The organism is Campylobacter sp. RM16704, assembly GCF_000816245.1.
GTDB lineage: Bacteria > Campylobacterota > Campylobacteria > Campylobacterales > Campylobacteraceae > Campylobacter_D.
Genome location: NZ_CP007769.1, coordinates 1,368,843 through 1,392,471 on the forward strand (window position 1 = coordinate 1,368,843; position 23,629 = coordinate 1,392,471).

Annotated in this window: 27 protein-coding genes; 8 read left to right on the forward strand and 19 right to left on the reverse strand. The window is 30.1% G+C overall.

Going from position 1 to position 23,629, the window contains the following annotated elements; genetic code table 11:
• The first annotated feature begins 18 nt into the window (after positions 1 to 18).
• Entirely contained in the window at positions 19 to 1,287 is a 1,269-nt protein-coding gene (locus CAQ16704_RS06970; RefSeq protein WP_039667507.1) for an adenosylmethionine--8-amino-7-oxononanoate transaminase, read from the forward strand.
• A gap of 65 nt (positions 1,288 to 1,352) precedes the next feature.
• Complete coding sequence (locus tag CAQ16704_RS06975; protein ID WP_039667508.1) at positions 1,353 to 1,628, forward strand: hypothetical protein; 276 nt, start codon at positions 1,353 to 1,355, stop codon at positions 1,626 to 1,628.
• Here the strand turns inward: CAQ16704_RS06975 and bioD are convergent.
• From bioD to CAQ16704_RS06990, 3 genes are read right to left on the reverse strand one after another with little or no spacing between them, the layout of a single operon-like run.
• Complete coding sequence (bioD, locus tag CAQ16704_RS06980) at positions 1,625 to 2,188, reverse strand: dethiobiotin synthase (protein WP_039667509.1); 564 nt, start codon at positions 2,186 to 2,188, stop codon at positions 1,625 to 1,627. The genes CAQ16704_RS06975 and bioD overlap by 4 nt on opposite strands.
• Before the next feature lie 7 nt (positions 2,189 to 2,195).
• Complete coding sequence (locus CAQ16704_RS06985) at positions 2,196 to 2,510, reverse strand: DMT family transporter (RefSeq protein ID WP_039619256.1); 315 nt, start codon at positions 2,508 to 2,510, stop codon at positions 2,196 to 2,198.
• Complete coding sequence (locus CAQ16704_RS06990; RefSeq protein ID WP_039667510.1) at positions 2,510 to 2,857, reverse strand: DMT family transporter; 348 nt, start codon at positions 2,855 to 2,857, stop codon at positions 2,510 to 2,512. Before CAQ16704_RS06990 ends, CAQ16704_RS06985 begins: the two co-directional genes overlap by 1 nt.
• Positions 2,858 to 3,036: 179 nt before the next feature.
• On the opposite strand from CAQ16704_RS06990, the gene CAQ16704_RS06995 reads away from it, so the two are divergent.
• Positions 3,037 to 4,071 carry an isoaspartyl peptidase/L-asparaginase family protein gene (locus CAQ16704_RS06995; protein WP_039667511.1) on the forward strand — a complete coding sequence of 345 codons (1,035 nt, stop codon included), beginning with the start codon at positions 3,037 to 3,039 and terminating at the stop codon, positions 4,069 to 4,071.
• On the opposite strand, the gene CAQ16704_RS07000 is transcribed toward CAQ16704_RS06995, so the two are convergent.
• From CAQ16704_RS07000 to CAQ16704_RS07045, 10 genes are all read right to left on the reverse strand, one after another.
• Complete coding sequence (locus CAQ16704_RS07000; protein ID WP_039667512.1) at positions 4,072 to 4,494, reverse strand: hypothetical protein; 423 nt, start codon at positions 4,492 to 4,494, stop codon at positions 4,072 to 4,074.
• Positions 4,491 to 7,754 carry a carbamoyl-phosphate synthase large subunit gene (gene carB, locus CAQ16704_RS07005; protein WP_039667513.1) on the reverse strand — a complete coding sequence of 1,088 codons (3,264 nt, stop codon included), beginning with the start codon at positions 7,752 to 7,754 and terminating at the stop codon, positions 4,491 to 4,493. The genes CAQ16704_RS07000 and carB overlap by 4 nt, the downstream gene beginning before the upstream one ends.
• Before the next feature lie 86 nt (positions 7,755 to 7,840).
• Positions 7,841 to 8,581 (reverse strand): rod shape-determining protein MreC, encoded by a 741-nt coding sequence (gene mreC, locus CAQ16704_RS07010; RefSeq protein WP_039667514.1) that lies wholly within the window; start codon positions 8,579 to 8,581, stop codon positions 7,841 to 7,843.
• Entirely contained in the window at positions 8,571 to 9,608 is a 1,038-nt protein-coding gene (locus tag CAQ16704_RS07015) for a rod shape-determining protein (protein ID WP_039667515.1), read from the reverse strand. The genes mreC and CAQ16704_RS07015 overlap by 11 nt, the downstream gene beginning before the upstream one ends.
• Before the next feature lie 2 nt (positions 9,609 to 9,610).
• Positions 9,611 to 10,840 carry an ATP-dependent Clp protease ATP-binding subunit ClpX gene (clpX, locus tag CAQ16704_RS07020; protein ID WP_039667516.1) on the reverse strand — a complete coding sequence of 410 codons (1,230 nt, stop codon included), beginning with the start codon at positions 10,838 to 10,840 and terminating at the stop codon, positions 9,611 to 9,613.
• On the reverse strand, positions 10,833 to 11,624 hold the full coding sequence (lpxA, locus tag CAQ16704_RS07025; protein ID WP_039667517.1) for an acyl-ACP--UDP-N-acetylglucosamine O-acyltransferase: 792 nt from the start codon (positions 11,622 to 11,624) through the stop codon (positions 10,833 to 10,835). The genes clpX and lpxA overlap by 8 nt, the downstream gene beginning before the upstream one ends.
• Entirely contained in the window at positions 11,624 to 12,064 is a 441-nt protein-coding gene (gene fabZ, locus CAQ16704_RS07030; RefSeq protein WP_039667518.1) for a 3-hydroxyacyl-ACP dehydratase FabZ, read from the reverse strand. Before fabZ ends, lpxA begins: the two co-directional genes overlap by 1 nt.
• A 70-nt stretch (positions 12,065 to 12,134) precedes the next feature.
• Positions 12,135 to 13,208 carry an epoxyqueuosine reductase QueH gene (locus CAQ16704_RS07035; protein ID WP_039667519.1) on the reverse strand — a complete coding sequence of 358 codons (1,074 nt, stop codon included), beginning with the start codon at positions 13,206 to 13,208 and terminating at the stop codon, positions 12,135 to 12,137.
• The gene (gene bcp, locus CAQ16704_RS07040) at positions 13,202 to 13,663 is read right to left on the reverse strand and encodes a thioredoxin-dependent thiol peroxidase (RefSeq protein ID WP_039667520.1); all 462 of its coding nucleotides are present in this window, start codon (positions 13,661 to 13,663) and stop codon (positions 13,202 to 13,204) included. Before bcp ends, CAQ16704_RS07035 begins: the two co-directional genes overlap by 7 nt.
• Positions 13,660 to 13,866: a tautomerase family protein gene (locus CAQ16704_RS07045; RefSeq protein ID WP_039667521.1), complete on the reverse strand. Its 207-nt coding sequence runs from the start codon at positions 13,864 to 13,866 to the stop codon at positions 13,660 to 13,662. The genes bcp and CAQ16704_RS07045 overlap by 4 nt, the downstream gene beginning before the upstream one ends.
• A 102-nt stretch (positions 13,867 to 13,968) precedes the next feature.
• On the opposite strand from CAQ16704_RS07045, the gene ilvE reads away from it, so the two are divergent.
• The 4 genes from ilvE to CAQ16704_RS07065 are packed head-to-tail and all read left to right on the forward strand — an operon-like array spanning position 13,969 to position 17,042.
• Positions 13,969 to 14,883 (forward strand): branched-chain-amino-acid transaminase, encoded by a 915-nt coding sequence (gene ilvE / locus CAQ16704_RS07050; RefSeq protein ID WP_039667522.1) that lies wholly within the window; start codon positions 13,969 to 13,971, stop codon positions 14,881 to 14,883.
• An 11-nt stretch (positions 14,884 to 14,894) separates the two neighbouring features.
• A complete protein-coding gene (locus CAQ16704_RS07055) occupies positions 14,895 to 15,962 on the forward strand; it encodes a prohibitin family protein (protein WP_039667523.1) in 1,068 nt (355 codons plus the stop codon).
• Positions 15,963 to 15,975: 13 nt separating this feature from the next.
• Positions 15,976 to 16,512: a DUF2393 domain-containing membrane protein gene (locus CAQ16704_RS07060; RefSeq protein WP_039667524.1), complete on the forward strand. Its 537-nt coding sequence runs from the start codon at positions 15,976 to 15,978 to the stop codon at positions 16,510 to 16,512.
• Positions 16,512 to 17,042 (forward strand): DUF2393 domain-containing membrane protein, encoded by a 531-nt coding sequence (locus CAQ16704_RS07065; RefSeq protein ID WP_039667525.1) that lies wholly within the window; start codon positions 16,512 to 16,514, stop codon positions 17,040 to 17,042. The genes CAQ16704_RS07060 and CAQ16704_RS07065 overlap by 1 nt, the downstream gene beginning before the upstream one ends.
• A 3-nt stretch (positions 17,043 to 17,045) precedes the next feature.
• Here CAQ16704_RS07065 and purF read toward each other — a convergent pair whose 3' ends face one another.
• Together purF and dapB are read right to left on the reverse strand one after the other, a co-directional pair.
• Positions 17,046 to 18,386, reverse strand: a complete 1,341-nt coding sequence (gene purF, locus CAQ16704_RS07070) for an amidophosphoribosyltransferase (protein ID WP_039667526.1) — start codon at positions 18,384 to 18,386, stop codon at positions 17,046 to 17,048.
• Complete coding sequence (dapB, locus tag CAQ16704_RS07075) at positions 18,387 to 19,115, reverse strand: 4-hydroxy-tetrahydrodipicolinate reductase (RefSeq protein WP_039667527.1); 729 nt, start codon at positions 19,113 to 19,115, stop codon at positions 18,387 to 18,389.
• A 112-nt stretch (positions 19,116 to 19,227) separates the two neighbouring features.
• Between dapB and CAQ16704_RS07080 the strand changes: the two genes are divergently transcribed.
• On the forward strand, positions 19,228 to 20,475 hold the full coding sequence (locus CAQ16704_RS07080) for a phytase esterase-like protein (protein WP_039667528.1): 1,248 nt from the start codon (positions 19,228 to 19,230) through the stop codon (positions 20,473 to 20,475).
• A 138-nt stretch (positions 20,476 to 20,613) separates the two neighbouring features.
• Here CAQ16704_RS07080 and trxB read toward each other — a convergent pair whose 3' ends face one another.
• From trxB to CAQ16704_RS07100, 4 genes are all read right to left on the reverse strand, one after another.
• Positions 20,614 to 21,555 (reverse strand): thioredoxin-disulfide reductase, encoded by a 942-nt coding sequence (gene trxB / locus CAQ16704_RS07085; protein WP_039667529.1) that lies wholly within the window; start codon positions 21,553 to 21,555, stop codon positions 20,614 to 20,616.
• Between the two features lie 116 nt (positions 21,556 to 21,671).
• Positions 21,672 to 21,986 carry a thioredoxin gene (trxA, locus tag CAQ16704_RS07090; RefSeq protein ID WP_039667530.1) on the reverse strand — a complete coding sequence of 105 codons (315 nt, stop codon included), beginning with the start codon at positions 21,984 to 21,986 and terminating at the stop codon, positions 21,672 to 21,674.
• Between the two features lie 51 nt (positions 21,987 to 22,037).
• On the reverse strand, positions 22,038 to 22,376 hold the full coding sequence (locus CAQ16704_RS07095; protein ID WP_039667531.1) for a YraN family protein: 339 nt from the start codon (positions 22,374 to 22,376) through the stop codon (positions 22,038 to 22,040).
• Positions 22,376 to 23,629 carry a homoserine dehydrogenase gene (locus CAQ16704_RS07100; RefSeq protein ID WP_039667532.1) on the reverse strand — a complete coding sequence of 418 codons (1,254 nt, stop codon included), beginning with the start codon at positions 23,627 to 23,629 and terminating at the stop codon, positions 22,376 to 22,378. Before CAQ16704_RS07100 ends, CAQ16704_RS07095 begins: the two co-directional genes overlap by 1 nt.

Consider the following 23,629-nt stretch of genomic DNA (forward strand, 5'->3'; position numbering starts at 1 on the left):
AAAATCAAAGAAGTAAAAATGAATTTAAAAGAACTAGACTTAAAACACATTTGGCACCCTTGCACGCAAATGAGTGATCATGAGTTTTTACCTTTAATACCTATAAAAAAGGCCAAGGGAGTGTATTTGTATGATTTTGATGAAAAATCCTACATAGACTGCATTAGCTCTTGGTGGGTAAATATCTTTGGTCATTGTAATGAGTATATCAATGAAAAAATCAAAGATCAGCTTCAAAATTTAGAGCATGTCTTGCTTGCAGGCTTTTCACATGAGCCTATCATAAAGCTTTCGCAAAGACTTTGCAAGCTTTTACCTTTTGATAAATGCTTTTTTGCAGACAATGGTAGTTCAGCCATAGAAGTGGCTTTAAAAATGAGCTTTCAATACCACTTAAACAATGGCTCTAAAAAGGATAAATTCTTATCACTTAGCAATTCTTACCATGGAGAAACCTTGGGTGCATTAAGCGTTGGCGATGTAGCGCTTTATAAAAAAACCTATGAGCCTTTACTTTTAAAAAGTATCACAACACCTGTGCCAACTAGCAAGGACTATACAAAAGAACTTGAAATTTTAGAAAGCATTTTAAAAAATCATCATCATGAAATTTGTGCTTTTATACTTGAGCCTTTACTTCAATGTGCAGGCAATATGCATATATATGAGCTTGGGTATTTAAATGAAGCCATTAAGCTTGCTAAAGATTATGGTGTGCAAGTGATATTTGATGAGATAGCCACAGGTTTTGGGCGCACGGGAGAGATGTTTGCGCTAGATTATTGCTCGCAAAGCATTGATTATATATGCCTTTCTAAAGCTATCACGGGTGGGTATTTACCGCTTTCAGTGGTACTTACTAAAGATGAAATTTATGAGAAATTTTATGATAGCTATGAGAGCCAAAAGGCCTTTTTACACTCTCACTCTTACACGGGTAATGCCCTAGCTTGTGCAGCGGCTAATGCGACTTTGGATATTTTTGAAAAAGAAAATATCATCGCAAAAAATAAAATCAAAAGTGCTTTTATAAAAACGCAATGGGAGAGTTTAAAAGAATTTAACTTTTTAGGAAATTTTAGAAATTTAGGCATGGTGAGTGCATTTGATATACAAAAAAGCAAATACCAAAGAGCAGGACTTGAAGTCTTTCAAAGAGCCTTAGAAAAAGGCTTGCTTTTAAGACCACTTGGAAATACAATTTACTTCATGCCACCATATGTTATAAATGAAGATGAGATTGCTTATGTAGTGCAGTCTTTAAGAGAGATTTTCAATGAATTCTAATTTTGATTAATTTTAAATTAATATAATATGAAAATAATAATTTTACAAAGAAAGGATATTTTAAAATGAAAGAAATTAATCAAAATGCTTTTTTTGATGAATTAGTTTTAATGCTTCTTTATAAAAAAGAAACATTAAACACAACAAAAATCGAGCAGTTACTTGGCGGGATATATGATTTCCAAAATGTTAATAATGTTATTTCTAATAGAGACAATCAAACAAGTTATATATATAAAGAATATATGCTTTATGACGAAAATAAAAATGAATTAACAATCACTAACGCAGGTAAAGAGTATATAAGAAATAAATTTCCACCAAAACCAAGAATATCTTAAACAATAAATTTTAAAAGTTTTTCACACACTTTATCATCAAATTCTATAATGGGAATTGAAGTATATTTGCTTATAAAATCTTTGCTAAAATTATCTTGAGTTTTTAAGATTAAAGCAAGGATTTTAATATCTCTTTGTTTTAGTGCTTTTATACTTAAAAGAGTGTGATTGATACTACCTAGATAATCTTTTGCTACCAAAATCGTAGGGTGTTTAAACGCACTCATATAATCAATCATTGTTTTTTCATCATCAAGTGGCGAAAAAAGCCCACCAGCTAGCTCGATGATGAGTTTATCACTTTGTGGAATTTGTATATCAAAGGCTTTATAGTTTAAATTTTCTAAAATCCTGCCTTTGTGTGGGGAAGCAGGAGTTTTTAAAAACACACCTTCTTTGAAAATCTTAGTTTTTGGACTAAACTCAGCTACTATCTCGCTATCTTTTGGGATTCCTGCTTGGATAAGCTTAAAATAATCAAATCCTAATTCCTTACAAAGTCTAGCACTTAAGTAAGTTTTACCAACATCTGTGTCTATACCGCTAATATATATTTTCATTTTAAACCTATGAAAGTATTTTTAAACCCACAGTACAAGCGATGATAAGAGCGATCAAAAAAAGCTTTAAAAAGCTTTTGCTTTCTTTGTAAAAAAGCACCCCTATGATAACCCCACCTGCAGTTCCAGCTCCTGTCCATATAGAATAAGCCACACTCATAGCAATACTTTGCATACTAAGGCTTAAAAATCCAAACGAAAAACCAAAACACACTATCAAAGCTAAAAGATAAAGCTTATTTTTAGTGCTTACAAGTTGTTTCATAATAATCACACCAAAAATTTCAAAAGCAGTCGCTAAAAACAAAAAGAACCATTCCATTATTTAGCTTCCTTGCTAATGATTTTAAGGCCTATGATACTTAAAAGTAAAATGGCTATTAAAGCAAGTTTGGTAGCAGAGCTTGGCTCATTGAAAATAAACATCTCATTAAGCACCACTCCAACCGTGCCAATACCTACAAAAACACTATAAGCAATGCTTACTTCAAGTCTTTCACAAGCTTTTAAAAAACAAGTAAAAGATATGCATACACCAATAGCAGTAAGCACATAATGCCAAATTTCAGTAGAGTATTTTAAACCACTTACCCAAAAACACTCAACCAAACCACCTAAAATAACCATAAACCAACCAAAATTAGAGCTTATTTTTGTTCTTTCTATCATAATCTACCTTTTTTCAAAAGTGCAAATTATAACTAAAATTACAAAATATTTTCTAGAATAAGATTAATTTATTGTATTTTAAAATTATTTAGTAATTAATTTATAATAAATTTAATAATATTAATTTATATTTAATTTACATTGTTATAAAATTATAAGATTTTAAAAAAGGAGGAGTAATGAAATTTTTAGCATGTAGCAAAAAATCTTTACTAGTATTAGCTAGTTTGGTATTTTTATCAAGTAGTAATGTTTTTGCAAAAAGCTTTGAACCTATCATTGTAATACATGGTGGAACAAGTGGGTTAGGTTTAACCAAAGAAGAATTTGCTAAAAGAGAAAAAGTGATGAAAGAATCACTAAAAGCTGGACAAAAAATACTTGAAAACGGTGGAAGTTCAATTGATGCGGTAATAGCCGCTATTAAAGTTATGGAAGATAGTCCTGAATTTAATGCGGGAAAAGGTGCTGTTTTTACTTCTGATGGATATAATGAACTTGACGCTTCTTTAATGGATGGAAAAAATTTAAAAGCTGGAGCAATTGCTATGGCAAGAACCATTAAAAATCCTATAGAAGCAGCAAGACTTGTTATGGAGAAAACACCTCACACTTTAATAGCAGGAGAAGGTGCTGACAAATTAGCTAAAAAACATGGTCTAGAAATAGTTGGGCAAAAATATTTTTATACTGACCATAGATATAAACAGTTACAAGAAGCTAAAAAAAGTAAAGAAGTATTACTAGATAGTGATAAAGCAAAAGCTCATTTAGGAATAAGCACAGAGCCTTATTTAGGCACAGTAGGAGCGATAGCTTTAGATAAAAATGGTAATTTGGCAGCGGGTACAAGCACAGGTGGAACTACTAATAAAATGACAGGTCGTATAGGAGATTCTCCTATCATAGGAGCTGGAAATTATGCAAACAATGATTCTGTAGCAGTATCTTGTACAGGAACTGGCGATATTTATATAAGAGTAGCTGCAGCACACGAAGTAGCTTCTTTATATGAGTATAAAAAACTTTCAGTACAAAAAGCAGCTGAAGAAACTATAAAACAAGTTGCCAAACTTGGTGGAACAGGCGGAATTATTTCAATAGATAAAAATGGAAAAGTAGGATATGCGTGGACCAAAGATAAACTTGGAATGTATCATGGTGAAGCAAGACTAGGTAAAGAACCAAAAATCTTTTGGCCTGTAGAAAAATAATTAACGCAATTTAATTTTCTTTGTGCCTCTTAGCTTAAAAATCTTTGAGGCACTGCTTTCAGAAAAGTTTTTATCTACAATTTTATCTGCGTTTTGCATAGCCCATTTTAAATTAAATTCTTTTCCATGAATGTTTGCTGAAGTAGAATAAAGCCAGTCAAATTGCTTTAAAAATCTCTCGTGATTACAATCTTTTACAACACGAATTGCTTTAGAATTGGAATATAAAAAAGTAGTTTTTTTAGATTTTCTAATAGTATTTTTAAAATGATTTGGTACTCTTGTAAGTTTTTTAAGCTCACTAAATTTAGCTGTGGTAATCAAACAATCTTGGTTTAAAGATCTTTTTTTTAAAACATTAAGGGCTTTTAAATCTTTGCTTAAAAACCCTGCTGTTGTATCAGTTTGGGCTAGATAGATCATGATTTTAAATACTCTTGCAAGCTCTTTACTTCAAGACATGATTTATTTTGTATAGCTTTAATCGCTTTAGCACCTGCATACGCTGCCCTTAGGTTTGTAAAATAAGGTGTTTTAAAGCGTAAAATATTAGCTCTAATTTTTTTAGTATCATCTTTAAAACTATTTTCATCACTTGTGTTTATAGCTAGATGAATTTGTGAATTTTTAATTTTATCTTCCACATTTGGACGTCCTTCTGAAATCTTATGGATAAATTCACATTCCAAACCTGATTCTTGCAGTATTTTATAAGTACCGCTAGTCGCTATAATTTTAAAACCTAGCTTAATATACTCATTTGCTAAATCTACTGCGTATTTTTTATCTTGTTCTCTTAAAGATAAAAAAACATTTCCACTTTCTGGTAAGAAATTTGAAGAAGCTATTTGACTTTTTGCATATGAATTTTCAAAATCTTTACTAATACCCATAACCTCACCAGTTGAACGCATTTCAGGCCCAAGCTCAAGATCGCTTCCGCTAAGTTTTGCAAAAGGAAATACTACTGATTTTACACTAATATGTTTTGGTTGTTTAGCTCTTAAAATTCCATTTTTTTCTTCTACCACCTTAAAAGTGTCATAAAAATTTAAACTTTCTCTTAAATTTCCTTGCCACATTACACGTGTTGCAACTTTAGCTAAAGGAATTCCTGTAGCTTTACTCACAAAGGGCACGGTTCTACTTGCTCTTGGATTTACTTCTATCATATAAAGTTTATTTTCATGAATAGCAAATTGTATATTTAAAAGTCCAATTACGCCTAAATTCAAAGCAATATCTTTGGTTTTTTGCTCAATCATTTCAAGCATAGTTTTATCAATATTTACAGCAGGTAAAGAACAAGCACTATCACCTGAATGAATTCCTGCTTCTTCAATATGTTCCATAATACCTGCTACATAGACTTCTTTACCATCACTTATTGCATCTACATCAAGTTCGGTTGCATTATCTAAAAATTGATCAATAAGCACTGGAGATTTATCACTCACATCTACTGCTTCTTGCATATAAAGTCTAAGCTCACTCTCATCATGCACTACACGCATTGCACGACCACCCAAAACATAGCTTGGTCTAACAAGTACAGGATAACCTATCTCATTTGCTTTTATAATTGCTTCTTCTACGCTTATGACTGTGCCATTTTTAGGTTGGTTTATACCTAAATCTTCAATAAATTTGGCAAATTTCTTTCTATCTTCAGCTAAATCTATCACTCTTGCACTTGTCCCTATAATCTTTGCTCCAAAAGCACTAAGGCGTTTTGCAAATTTAAGTGGAGTTTGACCACCAAAATGTACGATTACTCCATCTGGCTTTTCTCTATCAACAACTGCTCTTAAATGTTCAAAGTCAATAGGTTCAAAATATAAAATATCACTTGTATCATAATCAGTTGAAACCGTTTCTGGGTTGCAATTATACATTATAGTTTTTACACCCATATCTTTTAGAGCAAAAGAGGCATGTACGCAAGCATAATCAAACTCAATACCTTGTCCTATGCGGTTTGGCCCACCACCTATAATCATTACTTTTTTATCTTTTTTATCTTTATTTTCTTTTACTTGCGTAGCTTCATTTGCATTAATGCTTGAATACAAATACGGAGTTAATGCTTCAAATTCGCCCGCACAAGTATCTACTTCGCTATATTGAGCGATGATTTTATGTTTAATTCTTGCATAATAAATATCGTTTTGACTAAGCTCGAGATTATCTTTTTGATTAATCAAGCTAGCAATTTTTTTATCTGAAAAACCTAAGGTTTTAGCTTTTCTTAATAGTTGTTTATTGCTTAAAATATCCATATCTATTTGATTTTCAAATTCCACTATTTCTTTGATTTGATTTAAAAACCAAGGATCTATTTTGCAAAGCTCAAAAAGCTCTTGTGTGCTAAAACCTTCTCTAAAAGCTTGTGCTATATAAAGTAAACGTTTTTCATTCGCGTGACGAATTTTTGTAATTAATTCGTTTTTATCACAATCTATTACATTAAAACCACTTAAATTTCTCTCAAGTGAACAAAGTGCTTTTTGTATACTTTCTTTAAAAGTACGCCCTATCGCCATAACTTCACCCACGCTTTTCATTGCAGTGCCAAGTTCAGTGCTTGCATTTGGAAATTTTTCAAAAGTAAAACGAGGAATTTTAGTTACTATATAATCAATCACTGGCTCAAAAGAAGCAGGGGTTCCTGTGATATCATTTTTAATTTCATTCAAACTAAAACCAACTGCTAAAAGCGTTGCAACTTTAGCTATGGGATAACCTGTTGCTTTACTAGCTAGGGCTGAAGATCTTGAAACTCTAGGATTCATTTCAATAACTATCATCCTACCATTAGTTGGATTGACAGCAAATTGCACATTTGATCCACCTGTATCAACGCCAATTTCTCTTAAAATTGCAAATGAAGCATTACGCATTGCTTGATATTCTTTATCAGTAAGTGTTAAAGCTGGTGCTATGGTTATACTATCGCCTGTATGCACTCCCATAGGATCAATATTTTCAATGGAACAAACGATAATACAATTATCATTTTTATCACGAATTACCTCCATTTCATATTCTTTCCAGCCAAGCAAGCTTTCTTCAATCAAAATTTCATGGATAGGACTTAGTGCTAAAGCAGTGTTTGCAAGTTCTGCAAATTCATCCATATTATATACCACACCACTTCCCGCACCCCCAAGAGTAAATGAAGCTCTAATCATCAAAGGAAAACCTATCTCATCAACTGCTTTTAAAGCTTCTTCATAGTTATATGCATACATAGATTTTGGTAAATCCATACCAATTTTTTTCATACATTCTTTAAAAACTTGTCTATCTTCGCCTTTTTTAATAGCCTCTGGATTTGCTCCTAAAAATTTTACATCTCCAAGCTCGTCACTTTCATAAACTTCCATAGCAACATTAAGTGCTACTTGACCACCCATAGTAGGTAAAATCGCATCAATCTTTTCTTTTTTGATTATATTTAAAATACTTTCTTTGGTAATTGGTTCTATATATGTTGCATCAGCAAATTCAGGATCTGTCATAATCGTAGCAGGGTTAGAATTTATCAAAACTACTCTATAACCTAGCTCTTTTAAAGTTTTAGCTGCTTGAGTTCCTGAGTAATCAAACTCACAAGCTTGACCTATAACTATAGGTCCACTGCCTATTAATAGTATATTTTTTATATCTGTTCTTTTTGGCATTATGATTTCCTAAGCTAAATTTTTAGCCAAATTATAACAAATATTAGTTTTTTAAAAGTTGAAATTAACAAAATAAATAAGGAAAATTAGTTTTCTACCATATAAAAATAATTTGGTACTTTTGTTTTTACATAAGGTTTAACATAAGCGTTTTGGTAGGCACCTTCTTCTTCTATTTTAAAAATTTCCCCAACAGGAATTCCTGAAAAGAAAATTTCATCTAATCCACTTGTATAAACTTTTTCTCCTATTTTAAGCTCGAGCCACTTAGAAATATATTTAACCAATATATAATTGTTCCTACCATGAGCAACACCAGGAACCTGGTTTTTACCTATAAAAACAGAAAAAACACATTCTTCATCACCTTGCAAAAGCCCCAAAGCTCTGCCATTTTTTTCTACTACTATTCCGGCAGTATAGCCATTATAAATCAAACCTTTTATTTTGCCTTTATAATCAATATCAAGCCATACCTTATGATAGTCACTAATTTGAGCATATGAAGTAGCTTTTACCAAAACCACATTAGGATAATAAAAGCTTGAGTTTTTATCATTTAAAATATTATTTAATTCATTTGCAAAATTTTTCATATAAATATTATTTTTTTCAAGTTCTGCGTTTCTTTCTCTTAGATTTCTAATTTCTTGAGCTTGATTAAGATATTCATTAAATTTAAATTTCAAAAAATCAATATTTTTCGAAAATTGATCAATAATAACAATATTTAATTTTAAAACATTTTGTTTTATTATATCTCCATAATAAAACGAAACAAATACCAAAAAAGATAAAATCAGTATACTAAGGATTTTACTCTTCATTGGTTAGCTGATGCAATAAAGAAATTTCTTCTAAAGCCTTGCCTGTACCTTTTGCAACAGCTAAAAGTGGCTCATCTGCTACATAAACTGGAAGCTTAACTACTTCTGAAAGATATTTATCAAGACCACGTATTAAAGCTCCACCACCTGTTAAAACAACGCCATTTTCAACAATATCTGCAGCAAGATCAGGTGGCATCATCTCAAGAACGATTTTTAAAGCATCAGCAATTTCTTTCAAATGCTCACGCATAGCCTCTCTTACATCTTCACTTGTTAGCTCTATCCTATTTAACAATCCTGTTACTTGATCACGACCCTTAACTACCATAGAAAGTTCTTTTGGGAGTTGAACTGCTGATCCTATAGTAATTTTAATTTCTTCTCCTGTTCGCTCACCTATAACAAGATTGTATTTTTCTTTTACATAGTTTACTATACTAGTGTCAAGTTTATCGCCTGCTGTGCGGATTGATTTTGAAATAACAAGTCCACCTAAAGAAGTAACACCAATTTCAGTTGTACCTCCACCAATATCCACTACTAAACTTCCTTGAGGCTCTCTAATTGGTAAATTTGCCCCAATAGCAGCAGCCATAGGCTCTTCTATCAAAAACACTTCCCTAGCTCCCGCACTTAAAGCACTTTCTCTAACTGCTTTTCTTTCAACTTGAGTTAAACCATAAGGCACTGAAATAATAATTCTAGGTCTTAAAAAAGATTTTCTTCTATGAGTTTTTTCTATAAAATAACGGATCATCTTTTCAGTCATATCAAAATCCGCAATCACTCCATCTTTCATAGGACGAATTGCTTCGATATTACCTGGAGTTTTTCCTACCATTTCCTTAGCTTCTTTACCAACAGCTAAAATTTTAACTCTACCGTATCTTTCACGTTCTACTGCAACAACTGAAGGTTCATCAATCACTATACCTTTATCTTTTACCAAAACCAAAGTATTTGCAGTACCTAAGTCAATCCCCATGTCACTCGAAAAAAATCCAATTATTTGATCTAAAATCATTCTCAGCCTTTAACTTTTTTATTTTTTATAAATAAAGGTTTAGCACCTTCTTTAATTACTTCTTTAGTAATAATTATATTATAGCCATAATACTCTGGCAAATCAAACATTAAATCTACCATCATCTCTTCAATGATACTTCTTAAACCTCTAGCACCTGTTTTACGCTCTAACGAAAGTTTAGCAATTTCTCTTAATGCTTCATCTTCAAATTTTAATTCCACATTATCAATGGCAAAAAGTTTTTGATATTGTTTAATAATAGCATTTTTTGGCTCTGTTAAAATACGCACCATACTTTCTTCATCAAGCTCTTCTAAGGAAGCTAGTACATGTAATCTTCCTATAAGTTCAGGGATAAGCCCAAAATGTACCAAATCATCAGGCTCTAGTCTTTGAAGCAAGGCTTCTTTTTCATCCTTTTTATCATCAGTAAAAAAGCCCATGACATTATCGCCTAGTTTTCTTTTAATGATATCACTAATACCATCAAAAGCCCCACCACACACAAATAAAATATTAGTTGTATCTATTTGTATAAAATCTTGATTTGGATGTTTTCTACCACCTTTTGGTGGGATATTTACTAAAGATCCTTCGATGATTTTAAGTAAAGCTTGCTGTACACCTTCACCGCTTACATCTCTTGTAATGGAGCGATTTTCACCCATTCTTGCGATTTTATCGATCTCATCGATAAATATAATCCCTTTTTGTGCTCTTTGTACATCTCCATCAGCAGCTTGCAAAAGACGAGTAAGGATATTTTCAACATCTTCTCCCACATAACCTGCTTCAGTTAAAGAAGTCGCATCACAAATCGCAATAGGTACATCTAAAAATCTTGCTAATGTCTGTGCTAGTAAAGTTTTTCCACTCCCTGTTGGGCCTACTAATAAAATATTTGATTTAGCTAGTTCTGTATCATCATCTTCTAAGTCAGATCTAAAAAGCCTTTTGTAGTGATTATACACCCCTACACTAAAAATTTTTTTAGCCCTATCTTGACCTATTACATATTTATCTAAATATGCTTTTAATTCTTTAGGAGTAATATTTTTAAAATTTTCTTTATCTATTTCTTTATTTTTTAATTCTTTTTCTTCTCCAAAGAAAATATTACAAGCACTCTCAGCACAATATTCGCATATAAAGGCATTATTATAATCATTTACTAAAATTCTTCTTTCACTTGTTTCTATTTCATTGCAAAAACTACATCTTTTAACCATGATTTTTTTCCTTATAAATAGGAATTCCTCTTTTTGTTTCTAAGATAAAATTACACATTTTTTTAACATTACTACTTTGAGTTTCTTCTAATAATCTTAAGGCATTTTCTTTTAAAGAACCATGTCTAAATAAAATTTTAAAGGCTTTACTTAAAATATCTGCTTCGTCTTTATCAAAACGTCTTCTAATGCCTACTAAATTCAAACTTCTAATACTTGCACGATTACCTTCTGCTAAACAAAAAGGGACCACATCTTGAGAAAGTGCACTTGCCCCTGCTATCATACAACCTTCACCTACCTTGACAAATTGATGAATCGGAGTAAGCCCCCCAACAACTGTATAATCTCCAAGCTCAACATGACCTGCCAAAGTGGCATTGTTTGCTAAAATAATATTATCTCCTAAAATACAATCATGCGCAATATGTGAATAAGCCATTATAAAAGCATTATCGCCTATTCTTGTAAATCCATCTCCTTTGGCTGTTCCTGAGTTGATGGTAACAAATTCTCTAATTACTGCGTTTTTACCTATAATAACACCTGAATTTATTTCATCTTTGTAGGAAATATCTTGTGGAATATCCCCAACTATAGCATAAGAAAAAACTTTAGAATTTTCACCAATAATGACATTGGGTAAAATTCTAGCACCTTGCTTAATAACACTATTAGCGCCTATATTAGCGTTTTTTCCAACATAAGCATAAGCTTCTATCACAACATCATCTGCAATAATAGCTCCATCTTCTACAACTGCACTTGGATGAATTTTACTCATTATTTATCTACTATCATAGCTTTTAATTCAGCTTCTGCTACCAATTGTCCATCTACAAAAGCTTTTCCTTGAAAAATCCACATATTTCCGCGATTTTTTACAACGCTCATTTCATAATCAAGTCTATCACCTGGACGCACAGGATTTCTAAATTTAGCATTATCAATGCCTGTAAAGTATACTACTTTAGTGCTTGGATCTACTTTATCATCCATGCTTTCAAACGCTAAAACACCACCTGTTTGTGCCATACCTTCCAAAATCAATACACCTGGATAAATCGGATGATCAGGAAAATGTCCCATAAAAACATGATCACTTATGCTAATATTTTTATAACCTCTAACAACTTCTTTGGTTTTTAATTCTACAATTTTATCTATAAGCAAAAATGGATACCTATGTGGTAAAATTTTTTGAATTTGCATAACATCTATCATAAAAATTAGCCTTAATAATGTATTCAAAATTTAGATTTTACAAAAAAAATATTAACAGATTAATTAAGTCTTATAACTTTACAATTATTTCTTTACTATCAAAATAAATTTCACTTTTTGCTAGAAATTCATATGTACCTTTGGAAATATCTTCTACGATAATTACTGGCGAAAGATTATAAATACCAAAATGTTTCTGTCTTATTTTTATTTCTTGCTCAACTTTTAAAGGATTTTGCAAAAAATCATCAAAATTTTTAAATTTTGCTTTACATAAAGTGTTAAAATACTTAAAACTCCATAAATTTATCTCATCTTTTACACTTTTATAGTACTTTAAATTCTCATCTAAAATACTAAATTTAGTATAAGAATTTTTAAAATGTGAATAAAATAAAACATGAGCTTTTATGGCTTGTTTGTTTTGTTTTATCAAAGCCCTTAGCAAACGGTAATTTAAAAATTTCTCTCTTTGAATTTCAAATTTAATACTTTTTTTTTCTAATTTTTTTACTTGATTGTAAAATTTGATTTTTTCTTCTATACTTGATGGTAATATTTGTTTATTTATAGGACTCATAAGCTCATCCATAAAGGCTTTTTTACCTTTTTGTTTAGAAAGTGCATAAATACATCCACAATAATTTTGATGATAAAGCATATCTTGTTTAGCTAGAGCAAATTGTCTTTGTGTTCCTCCATTTTTCCGAAAATCTAGTGCTAAAAACTCTATATCAAATTTATCACATTCTCTTTGCAATGCTAATTTTAGTTGTTCTAAATCTTTTTTAGGAGAAGCTAAAAGAGTTGTAGTTATTTTTTTTTCGCCTATTTTCTGTGCAAACTCAACACTTTTTTGCATTCTAAAATCAAAACAAATTTGACATCTTGCGCCTTTTTCAGGCTCATCTTCATAGCCCTTTACACTTTCAAGCCATTTTTCGTACTCATATTCACCTTTATAAAGTTTAATACCTAGTTTATCACAACTGCGTTTAACATCTAAAAATCTAAGCTCATGCTCACTATATGGATGAATATTTGGATCATAAAAATACCCGATGATTTTTTCATCAGGATAGGCTTTACTTAATTCTTGTATAAAATAATGACTATCCACACTACAGCAAATATGCACTAGCATAATTCTTTTAACACCTTAAAAGCATGATCTTTAGCTTTTACATTTTTATATATTTTTACAATATTTCCATTTTCATCAACTATAAAAGTAGATCTTATAAGTCCTTCATATTCTTTACCATAATTCTTCTTCAAACCCCAAGCACCATAGAGTTTACAAATTTCTTTTTCACCATCACTTAACAAAATATGCTTTAAATCATACTTTTTTATAAAATTTTCATGTGACTTTATACTATCTGGACTAATACCTATGACAACAGTATTTTGTTTTAGAAATTCCTCATAATTTTGACTAAACTCGCAAGCTTGTGTAGTGCAACCTGGGGTATTATCTTTTGGATAAAAATACAAGATAATTTTTTTGCCCAAAAAATCACTTAAAGAAATTTTAACTCCATCTTGATTTAAAAGCTCAAAAACAGGAGCTTTATCACCAATTTGTAATTCTTTCATTTTTTATCCTCTGCTCTTAATTTTTCTACACTTTTACCACCAAAAGCAATATTGCATGGTTCAATATCTTCTAATATTATGACTATATTTTGTTTTGGTTTATTATATTTTGTGTACAAAAGTTCTGTAATATCTCCTATTAACTCTTCTTTTTGAGTTTTGCTAAATTCTGGTTTAGCTAATTTAATACTTATAATTGGCATTAACTTTCCTTAATTTTTAAACAATGAAGAATTTTACTATATTCTAGCAATTATTAGTATATTTTTGATAAAATTAGTTTTATTTTTGATAAAGGCTTATTTATGATTAAAGCAAAAAAAATTTGGATAGATGGAAAAATCATTGATTTTGATGATGCAAAGGTTCATATTTTAACACATTCATTACATTATGCAAACGCAGTTTTTGAAGGAACAAGAGCTTATAAAACACAAAATGGTTTAGCAATTTTTAGATTAAAAGAGCACACCAAAAGACTTTTAGAGTCTGCAAAAATCACTTTAATCAATTCTCCTTTTTCTCAAGAAGAACTTGAAAATGCACAAATTGAGCTTTTAAGAGCAAATGATTTTCAAAATAACACTTATTTGCGACCTCTAATCTTTTTAGGTGATGGCACTATGGGGGTTTATCACGCTAAAGCTCCTGTTAGAGTGGCTATTGCTGCTTGGGAATGGGGTGCGTATTTAGGTGAAGAAGGTTTAGAAAAAGGTATTAAGGTTAAAATTTCTTCTTTTGCTAGAAATAGCGTTAAATCTAGCCTAGGTAAGGCAAAAGTAAGTGCAAATTATCTAAATTCTCAAATGGCTAAGTATGAAGCTATCGAAGCAGGATATGAAGAAGCATTAATGCTTGATGAAGAAGGTTTTATAGCAGAAGGAACAGGTGAATGCTTTTTTATGGTTAAAGATGGTAAATTAATCACTCCGCCAAATGATTTTTCATTAAAAAGTATCACTCAAGATATGGTTTTAAAAATTGCACACGATCTAGGTGTAAATGTGATGCGTCAAAGAATTTCAAGAGATGAAGTTTATGTAGCTGATGAAGCATTTTTCACAGGAACCGCAGCAGAAATAACACCGATTAATAATATAGATGCAAGAATTATTGGGAATGGAAAAAGAGGTGAGCTAACAACAAAGCTTCAAAATGCGTATTTTGATGTAGTTTATGGACGCAATGAAAAATATGCTTCTATGTTAACTTATATATAAAAAGGAATTAAATGCCAGCTGATTTGAATGATTATTTTAATAAGAAAAACAATCAAAATAATAAACAAAATTTTAATTTCAAGACACCAGAATTTAACTTCAAAGGTTTTGGGAAATTTTCTCCACTTATTTATAGTGCAATTACAATTATTTTAATTTTTGCACTTTTTAAACCTTTTGCAATTGTAAATTCAGGAGAAATGGGAATTAAATCTACTACAGGTAAATATAGTCCAACTCCCCTAGAACCTGGACTTCATTTTTTTATGCCAATATTGCAAAAAATTACTATAGTAGACACTAGAGTAAGACAAATCAACTATGCCTCCATAGAAGGTGTAAATGAAAATTTGCAAATAGGATCTGGAGTTGTAAATAAAAATAGTATTTCAGTACTTGATTCAAGAGGTTTACCTGTATCCATTGATGTAACAGTCCAATATAGATTAAACCCTTTACAAGTTCCTCAGACTATAGCAACATGGGGTTTAAATTGGGAAAACAAAATCATTGATCCTGTTGTTAGAGATGTAGTAAGAAATGTAGTAGGTCAATATACTGCGGAAGAACTCCCAACAAATCGTAATACTATAGCAGTACAAATTGATCAAGGTATTAGAAAAACTATAGAAAGTCAACCAAATGAACCAGCAGAACTTCAAGCTGTTCAACTTAGAGAAATTATCTTGCCTATTAAAGTAAAAGAACAAATCGAAAGAGTACAAATTGCTAAGCAAGAAGCCGAAAGAACTAAATATGAAGTTGAAAGAGCAAATCAAGAAGCACTTAAAAAAGCAGCTTTAGCCGAAGGGGAAGCAAATGCGACTATTATAAGTGCTAAAGGTCGAGCAAGTGCTGTAAAAATAGAAGCTGATGCACAAGCATATTCAAATAAAGAAATTGCAAAAAGTCTAAATAACCCTTTGCTTGATTTAAAACAAATTGAAACTCAAAAGCAGTTTAACGAGGCCCTAAAAGTAAATAAAGATGCAAAAATTTTCTTAACACCTGGTGGAGCTGTACCAAATATTTGGATAGATAGTAAAGATAATAAAAAGACAAGTTCAATAACAAATTAAAAAAAGAGTGATAATGAATGCCCAATATATTCGAGAGCAAATGACTTTTTACATTACTCATTTGCATTTAATTGATTTTTTATTGGCATCCCTAGTTATATTTTTTTTCATTATCACTTTATTTGTCGCTTTAGTTATTAGAAATAAACCTATATTTGCTTTTATTGTTATTTTATTGGGAATTTTATGTTCTGCTAGTATTGCTTATTTAGGTTATTTTCTTATTGATGCCAAAATCAGATCTAGAATTACTAGTTTAGATGATGTTCAATATTTCGTTTATGATAATTCATTAAGTATTAATTATAGCTTAACAAACACTTCTAAAAAAAATTTTAAATATTGCAAAATAAAAGTTGAGGTTTTTAAAAAAATAGATGATAGTAATACCTTACAAAAAATATTACATACTTTAAAACCCTTAAGAAGCAAATCAACCGTTGTAGAAAAAACTATTACACCAAATCAAACTATTAATTTAAAAACAAAATTTTCCGATTTTAAAAATGATCAAAAGTTTGATATAAAAATTAATTCAAAGTGTTTTTAATGGGATCTTTTACTTTTTTTCATATTCTAATTATTTTTATCATGCTAATTTCAACTATTTTAACTTGGATTTTACTCTATTTAAAAATACAAAATAAAAAACATATGATTATTTTTTGCACTATAAGTTTTATGTTGGCTTTAATTTTAACTATTTCTCTATTGCTAACTATAGATCAATATACAAAGAAAGCTAGTCTAAGTAATTTCTCAACATATAGACGTTTAACAACCGAAAGTATTATTGTAAAAGGTAGAGTAACCAATGATACTAATTTTAAAATTTCAGAGTGCTTTTTAGAACTCAGAATTATAGATGATAATAAAAAACATGAAATTAGTGGAGAAATTTTTAATCAGCAGAATTTTGATAGTATAAAAAAAGCAAATCAAAGAAAAAGAGACATTTCATATAGTGTGAATATAGCAAACCAACTATTGGGTCATACATATAAAGACTTTTCTTTTGAAGTAGCATTACCACCTCATTTTCAAAGCTACAAAATCTTTAAACAGCTAAAATGCAAATAAGGATTACTTAATAAAGTAATCCCCATCAAAACTAACCAAAGAGTACTTTCTTTCAGCACCTATACTTGATATAAGCTCATCAATGTCTAAAAATGTTAAACTATCTGCACCTGTGTATTTTCTAACTTCTTCAATATTTTTATTAGCTGAAATTAATTCTTCAAAAGTGGGGGTATCTATACCATAAATATCTGGAAATTTAATCTCAGGGCAAGCAATAGCTAGATGAATTTTTCTAGCACCTGCTTGTTTTAAAAGTGCAATAATTTTCTTAGAAGTTGTACCCCTTACTATACTATCATCAATTATAGCTATATCTTTACCATCTAAAACTTTTTTCATAGGATTTAACTTGAGTTTAACTTTTAAATTTCTCATTTCTTGAGTTGGCTCTATAAAGGTTCTTCCAACATAATGATTTCTTACTATTGCCATTTCAAGTGGAATTTTTAAATGTTGTGCAAAGCCTATAGCAGCACTCACTCCACTATCAGGAACAGGTACTACAAAATCCACTTTTTCTTTAAATTTTTTAGCTAAAGTTTCACCCATTTTTTTACGCACTTCATATACACTTTTACCTTCTATAATACTATCAGGTCTAGCAAAATATATATATTCAAATGCACAAATTCTAGAATTTGCTTCATTAAAAATTTGAATGCTTTCAAAATTATCATTGCCTTGTGTAAAAATTAACATTTCTCCAGGTTTAATATCACGAATAAAATCAGCCTCTATCAAATCAAAAGCACAAGTTTCACTTGCTACAATATATCCACCATCTTTTAATCTCCCCAATGACAAAGGCCTAACACCATATGGATCTCTTGCTACAAAAAGTTGATTTTTACTAGCTAGTATAAAACAATATGCACCTTTACTTTGCATTAAACTCTCTATAAATCTATCTTTTAAAGTTTCTTTTTTACTTTTAGCTATTAAATGTACAACATTTTCTGTATCCATATTAGAATGAAAGATAGCACCATTTTCAATAAGCTCTTTTCTGACTTCTTCTTTGTTGATTAAATTACCATTATGTACCAAAGAAATATCACCCAAAGAACAAGTCGCAGCAATTGGCTGTGCATCATGCAAAGAAGAACTTCCAGCGGTTGAATAACGATTATGTCCTATAGCTATACCACCTTGTAATTGCGATAGGATTTGAGTGTTAAAAATCTGCCCCACCTCACCTTTGGCTTTATATGTTTTTATATTTAAACCATTGCTTACGCTAATTCCACTCGCTTCTTGTCCACGATGTTGCATAGCAAATAAAGCATAATAAGCTATTGTGCTTGCATTTTTTGAATTAATCACTCCAACCACTGCACACATTTAAATTCCTAAACAATCATCTATATCATACAAACCATTTTCTTGATTAATCAACCATTTTGCACATTTTATTGCACCTTTTGCAAAAGTTGCTCTTGAAGTTGCTGTATGATTTAATTCTATAAACTCGCCTTCATTATAAAAACCAACTCTGTGAGAGCCTATTATATCTCCACCTCGTAGGCTTACAACTGCAATTTCATCTTTGCTTCTTTCTCCAATAATTCCTTCTCTTCCACTAACCATAACCTTCTTTAAATCTAAATTTCTAGCTTTAGCAACACTTCGAGCTAAAGTTATTGCCGTACCGCTTGGAGCATCTTTTTTCTTATTATGATGCATTTCTAGTATTTCTATATCAAATTCCCTTAAAGCTTGGCTTGCTAAATAAGAAAGTTTTTTTAAAATTGCCACTCCTAAGGACATATTAGTGGCATACAATATAGGCATAGTAATACTTGCACTCTGCATTAACTCATTTTGTTTAATATCCAAGCCCGTAGTACCTATTACCAAAGGCTTTGGATTACTTCTTGCATATGAAAGCAAACCTTCACAACCTTTTGGAGTTGAAAAATCAATAATTACATCACATTTATTAAAAAAATCTTCGTAATTTGATCCTTGATCAAACAATGCACCAACTTTTGCATGTTCATCATCTTCTAAACAAAGTCTTATTTGATTCCCCATACGTCCATTGCTTCCATGAATTCCAATATTTATCATTTCTTATAAACCTTTATATTATATTTAGATATAATAGCATATAAAAATATACTATAATAATATTAATTCATAATTATATTATTATAGTATTTTATCAGATAGGAGATTTCAAGTGAAAATTTTTTTGTGCATTATTTTTTTTTGTATTTTTACAAATGCTGCTGATGTAAATATTGAAAAATTTATCATAGAATCAAAACAGTTAAATAAAAAAATATCATCAAGTTATGGCTCTGATCTTTTTTTTAAAGGATTGGATCAAAAAGGAAATTTAACTTTTTGGGTCATTAGTGATAGAGGTCCTAATACAAAAGCACCAAAAATTATCAAAAAAAACTCACTTTATGAAGCTAAATTTTTTCCCATTCCTGATTTTACACCTTCTATAGCACTTTTGGTATTAGAAAAAGATAAAGCCTATATAAAAAAAGAAATAAATTTAAAACAAGATGGTGTAAAAGTAAGTGGAATACCGAATAAGACAAATTTAAATAATACAGAATTAGGATTAGACTTTAATTTTAAAGAATTAAATTATGATAAAAATGGTTTAGATACAGAAGGCATAAGTGTAGACAAAAATGGGAATTTTTGGATTAGTGATGAATATGGTCCTTATATAATAAAAGTAGATTCAAAAGGTAATATATTAGAGAAGTATTCTCCAAATGATATACTACCAAGTATCTTAAACAATAGAAAATTAAATAACGGCATAGAAGCTATTAGTATCAACAATAAAGAAGAAATTATATTTGCAATGCAAAGTGTTTTAAATATAAACAATCAAAATTCAAAATATATAAGAATTGTAAAATTTAATCCAAAAAACAAATTAAGCAAAATGTATGCTTATGAAATTGGAAATGGATATAAAAATAGTTCGGATGCCAAAATAGGAGCTATTACTTTTTTAAATGAAGATAAATTTTTAATAATAGAACAAGGAAAACAAAATGGAATAATGCAAAATCTTATTTATATTATAGATTTAAAAAATGCTAGTGAAATTCCAAATACAGAAGATTTAGAATTTAATAATATAAAAAAATTAAAGACTATAGAAAAAAAATTACTTCTTAATTTAAGAGACTATGGTTGGGATATTGAAAAGGCCGAGGGAATTGCTTTAATTAACAATAAAACGTTAGCAATTATCGGGGATAATGACTTTGGGATAAAAACTGGAATTGTTAATAACGAGCATAAAAAAAGTAAAATTAAAAACTACTCTTATGATATCGATAGAAAAGAACTTTACTACAAAAACAAAAAAACAGATGCTGTCTTTTTTATAGAACCTAAGGAAAAAAATGACAATCAAATATGGATTTTTACTTTTGATAGTGATATTAAATAAAGCTAGAAAATTTATAATATTAGTCTAAAAAAAATTTGCAAGAATTCTTCTTATAGCATAATTTAATTATATAAATATAGTGCACATACTAAAATGTCTATTTTAACAAATTCTTATTAAAATAGACAAAAATTAAAATTAGACTGATAAATTTTCTATGTAAGCCAAAGCACTTAATGCTGCTACAGCACCATCACCTGCTGCACATATTACTTGTTTTGGAGCATCTTTTCTTAAATCGCCTGCTGCAAACAATCCTGCAATATTAGTTTGCATTTTAAGATCAACACTCACTTGACCACCATCTTCCATAGCACACAAAAACTTACCATTATCTTGTTTTAAAATTTCATTTCTTACATTTAATCCAACAAAAGTAAAGATTCCAGGCACATCAAGTTCTCTTTTAGATCCATCATTAAATACTACCTTGACTTTATTAACACCCATATTATCACCGCAAACTTCATCAACAACTGCATTAGTGATTAATTCTATTTTTTCATTATTTTTTACTTTTTCTACAGTTGAAGGTGCTGCTCTAAACTCATCTCTTCTATGAATTAAATACACCTTTGAGCAAATATTAGCTAGATACAATGCTTCTTCTAAAGCCGTATCTCCCCCACCCAAAACTGCAACTTCTTTATTTTTATAAAAAAATCCATCACAAGTTGCACACGTGCTTACACCTTTGCCAAAAAATTCGTTCTCTCCTTTAAAGCCAGCACGACGTGGGGTAGATCCAGTACAAACAATAACTGCTTTTGCTTGTTCACTTTTTCCACCTTCAAGTTTTACAGTAAAACTACCATCTAAATTTTTACTAATTTGCTCAACTCCTACCATTTCGTGTTTTAAACCAAAACGCATACATTGTTCATTCCAAGGTGTCATAAAAGAAATTCCATCTAAAACTTGAGCAACTCCAGGATAATTTTCTATCTCAGAACTTGAAGTAATTTGTCCTCCTGGCATACCCTTTTCAAACATAGTAACTTTTTTTAATCCACCTCTTGTAGCATATAAGCCCGCACTTAGTCCGGCAGGTCCTCCACCTATAATAGCTAAATCCAACATAAATATTTTCCTTGTAATTTTGTTTGTAGTTATTATACAAATTTTTCTTTAATTATAAATAATAAAAATTATTAAATAGTAAAATATAGTAGAAGTCGCTAAAAGCGACTTTTAAATTACAAGAGAGAGTTTAACTTATCTGATAAAGCTTGTTTAGACTGGGCTCCAACTAGCTGATCAACAATTTCACCATCTTTAAAGAAAATAATAGTAGGTATAGATCTTACACCAAATTGTGTAGCTAAATCTCCTTGTTCATCTGTATTAACTTTGCAAATTTTAGCTTTGCCATCAAAATCATTAGCAAGCTCATCAATTACCGGAGCAAGCATTCTGCAAGGTCCACACCATGGAGCCCAAAAATCGACTAAAGCCACACCTTCTTTTGCTTGTGCAAAATTTTCTGTAGTTAAATCAATATATTTTCCCATTTTTTCTCCTTTATTTTTCGTAAATTCTATTAAATTAGTATAAATATTATCTTAATAACTAATATTCTCTAAAAGTTTTATATCATCTTTATATACACAAAGCAAATCTAGTTGGAAATTTTCTTGACTTTTATGTTTCATAAAGTAATACTCTACGGCTTTAGTGATTTTATTATATTTTTTCAAATCAAGTCTATAAGCTACTTCATAATTTCCTTGTGTACTCTTAACCTCAATAAAATGCAAAATATTATTTTTTTTAGCAATAATATCAATCTCTCCGAATTTAGAATGAAAATTTCTTTCTAAAATATCAAAACCTTGTATTCGTAAAAAATCACAAGCTTTATTTTCACCTTCGATGCCAAAAATATATTCTTTTAATCCCATTAATTCTCGATTCTCATCATAAAAATATCATCTTTTACAAATTCTTGTTCTCTAAGCTTTTGTATTAAAATTTGTATATTTTTTTCATATGTTTGATGAGTGATGAAAAATAAAGTACTGCAATCTTGTTTTTCCTTTTTAGGTTTTTGTAAAAAAGTATCAATAGAAATTTGATGTTCACTCATTAATTGTGCGATTTTTGATAAAACGCCAATCTTATCTAATACTTTTAGTCTTAAATAATATCTTGTATAGATAGCTTCTTTATCTAAAAGCTCGTAGGAAGTGTCATTTAAATATCCAAAAATAGCACTGCTTTTTTCTTTTCTTGCTATATCAATTAAATCCGCTATAACAGCACTTGCAGTTGCTCTGCCACCTGCACCTGGACCATAATATAAACTTTCACCCAAAATATCTCCATCAACACTAATAGCGTTCATTACTCCATCAACCTTTGCTAACATTTTATCTTTATTTAGCATAGCTGAATGAACTCTTAGTTCTATTTTCTCATCTTTTATTTTAGCAATACCTAAATGCTTTATGGTATATTCAAATTCTTTTGCAAAATAAATATCTTCATCACTTACCTTACTAATACCCTCAATCAAAATATCTTCGGGCTTAACCCTTAATCCATAGGCAATATTGGCCAAAATTAAAAGTTTGTGTGCAGCATCAAATCCTTCTATATCAAAAGTAGGATCAGCTTCAGCATAACCTAATTCTTGAGCCATCTTCAAAACTTCATGAAATTTGGCATTATCTTCAGCCATTTTGCTTAAAATATAATTACTTGTTCCATTTAAAATGCCTTTTATGGAAACAATATTATTAGCACTTAAGCCTTCTTTTAAAATTTTAATGATAGGGATTCCGCCCGCCACACTTGCCTCATAGCCAAAAGCTGTATCTTGCGCTAATTTTTCAAGCTCATAACGATGATAGGCAAGCAAAGCTTTATTAGCAGTTACTACTGATTTTTTTCTTTTTAAAATCTTTGAAATTATCTCAAAAGGTAAATCAATACCACCCATTAACTCCACAAATACATCAATATCTTCACGCTCTAAAACTTCATCAATATCATTAACCACAGGAATTAATGCATTTGGTTTTGGATTTCTTGCTAAAGCAATCACTGGAATAATTTCTTCATCACATCTTGCTTTGATTAAATCTTGATTTTTTAACAAAGTTTCTACAACGGCACTTCCTACGGTGCCATAGCCTAAAATTGCAACTTTCAT